Genomic DNA, 4,398 nt, shown 5'->3' with positions numbered 1-4,398 from the left:
GGCCCAGCTCAGGGGGCGAATTCCACACCCAACGTCGAAGAGCCAGAAGATTAGAGAGCCTAGCATCAGTAATGCATGCAACACTCCTGCGAGCGTGAAGCCTTGGATGGTCAGTGCAACAAGACCCGCTATAAAAGCTACCAGTACAGCCACTGCTAACCGGCCAAACATAGTTGCTAATGCGTCTCTTGCAGAATGTTCCCAACGTCGATCCTCACCCTTCCTTCTTCTGGCCAACACAATGACCGTGCCTAAGTATGATAGCAATAGCATGGCAGAACCTATGGAAATGCCAAGCAGAGCTATTGAGCTCGTCCAAAACACATTAAGCGACAACATGGCAACCAACAAGTTGGTACCAAAATCGCCAACATCATGGATAGCGGTTTCATATTTATTCATACATCTACCTCCTTAAAGTTTACTGGAGGCAGGAATCCCATGAGGGGAATGCCCCTCAGTGGGTTAATTAAACGGTTTTATGTTTCTTCAAGCGTTAGCAAAGCCTTAATATCGTTTCTTGCTAATAGCTTAGTAACAGCCTCACCGGCTATTCGAGCATAAGGCCCTCGAATAAGTAAGCGAGAATGCTTGGCAAAACGTAGCGAAAAACGCATACGCTGGCCATATTTCACATCTTTCCAACGCACCTGCAGGAGCTCTTTGTAATCACCATCATTGCCCGACCAACCTTCCGGGGGACAGAATGGATTTTCCAAGCAACAGCCAGGCGCGGTTTCTGCGATGTTGGCGTTAAAGACACCCATGGCATTACCTCCGCATGCCAGGGGCGCTTGCGCACCCCTGGAAGCATAATTAGAAATCTTGTCCAATGAGCTGAATAAGACGCCGCTTTAACGGAAATCCAGACAGGCCATGTTCAAGTAAAACATCATTCCAATCAATGCCTTTTGCACGCTTTGCAATAGGCTGAGAAGGTAGTAATACCACCACTTTAACGCCTTTTTTCTCCATCCGTTCTTTCAGGATACTCGCGGAGAGTTCCCCGGTCATGCTCTTGTCTTTGTCCGCCCAGACAAGCAGCGTATGAACGCCCTTAGGTGGATTAAAGTTTTCAAGCATGTTCGCGTTAACCGTGGGCCAGGTAGGAATACCTGTAGCACGGTAACCCGACAGGGCTGTTTCCAGGCCCTCAGCTACGCCGAGAACGCCGTTAACTGGGTTCGCTAGAGGTATCGCCTCACCCGTGATCGTTTTGCTATCAGGCACTGGCAACATCTTGCGAGGGCACTCAACACGCGCCTTTTTCCCACCCTTCTTGGTGAGATAAGTACGGTGCAGCGTGATCAGCTCCCCCTTTTGATCTTTAATAGCGCAGATCAGTACGGGAAACTCCCCAAGATTGACAACCTTTTCAACCTTTTTCAGGTTGCCTTGCGAATCGGGCTCCTCCACTACCACCACATCGTAATATGGCAGTGCCGGATGGAACCGTAAGGCATCGTTATCAGTAAGCGCATGGTACCGCGCAGACCCTAAACGAATACCGCGATTAGCCAGGTAGTCCCGAGCAGGTTTGGCCGCTGGGCTGAGAATAGACACTGACTCCCGCCAGACCTTCTCAATTTTCTCGCTTTTTGCCTGCGAGGATTGCTCACTGCGTTCTTTCAGACGAGTCTGAATATCGAGCAGCTTTGCATGAGCGGCCTTTCTTGCGGTAGACACCGGTTTCTGCTGCGCTGCGGGCTGTTGCACATCAATGCGCCCTGTTTCGGGAGCCTGAGGCGCGCCACCCCAACTTACTTCAGCGCCACATGCGGTTATCACCGCAGGTGCATCCATCTCCATAGAGGCATGAGCAGCCATGGCGTCATCATAGCTATCTAGCGGTGGAAGGTTGGGATCGAAAACCGGCATAGCCGATGATGCGCCCTCGCCTTCCATGCCAACATCAACATCACCATTTTTAGCAGCCAGGTACGACAGCGATGATGGTTTAGCGGGTGTTGGCGTAGCTGCTTTAGGCGCTGGTGCTGGCGTTGTCGCCTTACCTACAGCGGCTAGTCGTTGCTGCTTAGCCTTCCACTTCTCTTTGGGCTCCAGACCTAGAAATTCCCCGACTTCATTAAGCGTTGTCAGAAAATCCCAGGAGTTCACCCACATAAGCAGTGAAACACCGCTGGAAAGCACGCCTTCAGAGTTTGAAACGGCACGGCCTTTTTCGGCTACGTCTTTAAAAACTCTAAAGCCATCTTTTGACCCCGTGCCGCAGGGGCAAGGAACATGACGACCGGCTTTTTCGAGAGCGGGCATTAATTGAGGTGCTAAGCATCCCAAAATCTCTACCCAGCGCCCGTCAGCGGCATACAGCACGTCTTCTTTCTTAAAGTAGTGAGTCTTTTGATCAATCATGCGTAGCTCCTTTTCTGGCTCGGGACTTCCTGCTTAGCCCCGATATCCGAGGTCAAGTAGGAAGCCCCGAAACCAGATGTATGGGAGACGCACGCCCCCAGTGGGAGGCGAAACGTCTCCCGGGTTGGGGGTTAATTTAAAGGCGTTATTCAGCTAAATAGCTGAATACGCGAGTCAGGCGGGAAGCTTTTTTAGCCACCCTTTGTAACGGCCCCATAAAGAAGGCCGTCGCTGGATGTTTTCGTTTAGCTCACGCTTCGTTAATCCATCTCGCACCAGCTCTAAAAAGAGCTGGTCGCGCTCGGAAGACTTGCGTGCAGCGTCGTAAAACATTCCAGCTTGGGTTTGTTGAGTAGTCATGCCGTTTCTCCTGAAGGAAATGCGGACGCACAACTACCCCTAAGCGGGAAGTTGCAACGCCCGCGAAGGGTTTTTAAAGGAAGTACCAGGCAGAAACCGCTAATGCGGCAACTGCTGGTTAGAAGCGGAGCACAAAGGCTTCGCGTTCAATTAAACGCGCAATTTGCGCGTCAGTTAGGTTGGCAGGTGTGACAACGCTAAGCTGTCGGCCTGCTTCATTCTCCACAGTCAAAACCTCGGAAGCGTTTTCGCCTTGGCTATGCAAGGTCGATAACGCCTCAGAATAGAGGTCATCCAATGAAGTTTGCGCGGAGTCAGAGTCAGCCTGGAGGCTTGCTGAGGCAAGAACAGTGGCTAACAGTGCTGAGATCGTGCGGATAGAAATAGTCATGCGTTTTCTCCAAAAGAAGAATGCAGACGCACAACTATCCCAAAGCGGGTAGTTAATACGCCCGCATTGGGTGGTTCTGGCAGTGCCAGAGAGTTAGGGTTGAGCTAATGCTCTGTGTGAATATGCCATGGAGACATAAAGCACATTAAGATTCTGGCCATGCCAGAGAGTAGAGACTGGTTGTTTTGAGTGGACAGTTGACCACTATCGCTGCACAAACGGCAGGAATGCTTGAAGATTACTACCCCCTTTTAAAACTGTCAATTTGCTAGCCTGTATTGCAAAAGCAAGGTAACGGTATCTTTATTCTAAACGCATACTCACTGCTCAAACCCCATAAAAAACGTGGCACTACCCCGAGGGATAATGCCGCGTCGATTTACTTATGCTTAGACTGATCGCAGTGTTTGAATGGCTTCTCGCGTCAGAAGATTTCGATAACCTCCCATCCACGCGTTATCATTCTTTTGGTCAATCAGAGCACATCTTCGTAGCATCATCAGCTGCTCAGGCAGCAATGAATCACTTAGCTTTTCGATATGCACTTCAATCTTGTAATAGCGCTTATCAGTAGATGATAGAGCGTTCATTACGTCCATGAAGCGGTCATCGTCATTTTCATCAGGAAGGTGCCTGGCAAGAAGTAGGCCTGGGCTTTTCAGTAAGGTGGTGCGATAGTGTGCCGTCTCGAACCGCCATACCTGCTCTGTAGGCCCATCAAGGTGCTGTTGCATGCTATGAAGCAGCGCAGTGGCCTCTTCACTAACTTTCTTAGCATCTTGCTCCCAGCGGAAACCTACGAACTCTACCAGCTCACCAAACCAGTCATCCCAGTCGCTAGAAGAGACGAAGCCTTCAACGTTTTTCCTTATTGGTTCAGGCACTTCGGACAACGGAACATCAAGTAATGCATGCGGCTCAAACCCCACAGCAAACACGCTCCTGTCATCACCAGGCGAGAGATGCACCCTGCCCGTTCCCGTATCGAAAACCCATTGATAAAGCTTTCGATCTTCGGCTAACAAACGACGCATCTGAATCAGTTTTACCGGTTTATCCGCCCACCTGCGCAAGTAGTATGCTTTTCGCAGCTCGAACACCTCTTGTATGTCCATGTGTAGGGATACTACAAATGAACATGCCCTTTTCTTGCTTACTGAAACCTCCATATCTTCGTAAGTGAAGGTAGGCCATCCAAGTTGCTCCATACGGATCGCAATAAACCGTTCGTTGACATCCTCCCCTCCCTCAGCTTGCGCTGCCGCCTTGCGGCG

At 50.3% G+C, this 4,398-nt stretch carries 6 protein-coding genes; all 6 read right to left on the bottom strand.

Going from position 1 to position 4,398, the window contains the following annotated elements; translation table 11 throughout:
- On the bottom strand, positions 1-402 hold a 402-nt coding region (locus INT21_RS16445; RefSeq protein WP_193085484.1), incomplete at its 3' end, for a hypothetical protein.
- Between the two features lie 77 nt (positions 403-479).
- Positions 480-767, bottom strand: coding sequence for a hypothetical protein (locus tag INT21_RS16440; RefSeq protein ID WP_193085483.1), 288 nt, complete (start codon positions 765-767; stop codon positions 480-482).
- Positions 768-816: 49 nt separating this feature from the next.
- Entirely contained in the window at positions 817-2,373 is a 1,557-nt protein-coding gene (locus INT21_RS20475) for a DUF7146 domain-containing protein (RefSeq protein ID WP_226930677.1), read from the bottom strand.
- Between the two features lie 174 nt (positions 2,374-2,547).
- A complete protein-coding gene (locus INT21_RS16430) occupies positions 2,548-2,733 on the bottom strand; it encodes a hypothetical protein (RefSeq protein ID WP_193085486.1) in 186 nt (61 codons plus the stop codon).
- Between the two features lie 118 nt (positions 2,734-2,851).
- Positions 2,852-3,124, bottom strand: coding sequence for a hypothetical protein (locus tag INT21_RS16425; RefSeq protein ID WP_193085482.1), 273 nt, complete (start codon positions 3,122-3,124; stop codon positions 2,852-2,854).
- A 389-nt stretch (positions 3,125-3,513) separates the two neighbouring features.
- Positions 3,514-4,398: hypothetical protein (locus INT21_RS16420; RefSeq protein ID WP_193085481.1), on the bottom strand; the 885-nt coding region annotated here is incomplete at its 5' end.

Origin of the sequence: Halomonas sp. 3F2F, assembly GCF_014897805.1 — a bacterium.
Classification (GTDB): domain Bacteria; phylum Pseudomonadota; class Gammaproteobacteria; order Pseudomonadales; family Halomonadaceae; genus Vreelandella.
Note: the sequence above shows the minus strand (reverse complement) of the source record. Positions and strands in the feature narration are given on the sequence as shown.

Excerpts from the sequence above, each read along its gene's own strand:
- INT21_RS16440 (WP_193085483.1), bottom strand. The coding sequence starts at position 767 with ATGGGTGTCTTTAACGCCAACATCGCAGAAACCGCGCCTGGCTGTTGC.
- INT21_RS20475 (WP_226930677.1), bottom strand. The coding sequence starts at position 2,373 with ATGATTGATCAAAAGACTCACTACTTTAAGAAAGAAGACGTGCTGTAT.
- INT21_RS16430 (WP_193085486.1), bottom strand. The coding sequence starts at position 2,733 with ATGACTACTCAACAAACCCAAGCTGGAATGTTTTACGACGCTGCACGC.
- INT21_RS16425 (WP_193085482.1), bottom strand. The coding sequence starts at position 3,124 with ATGACTATTTCTATCCGCACGATCTCAGCACTGTTAGCCACTGTTCTT.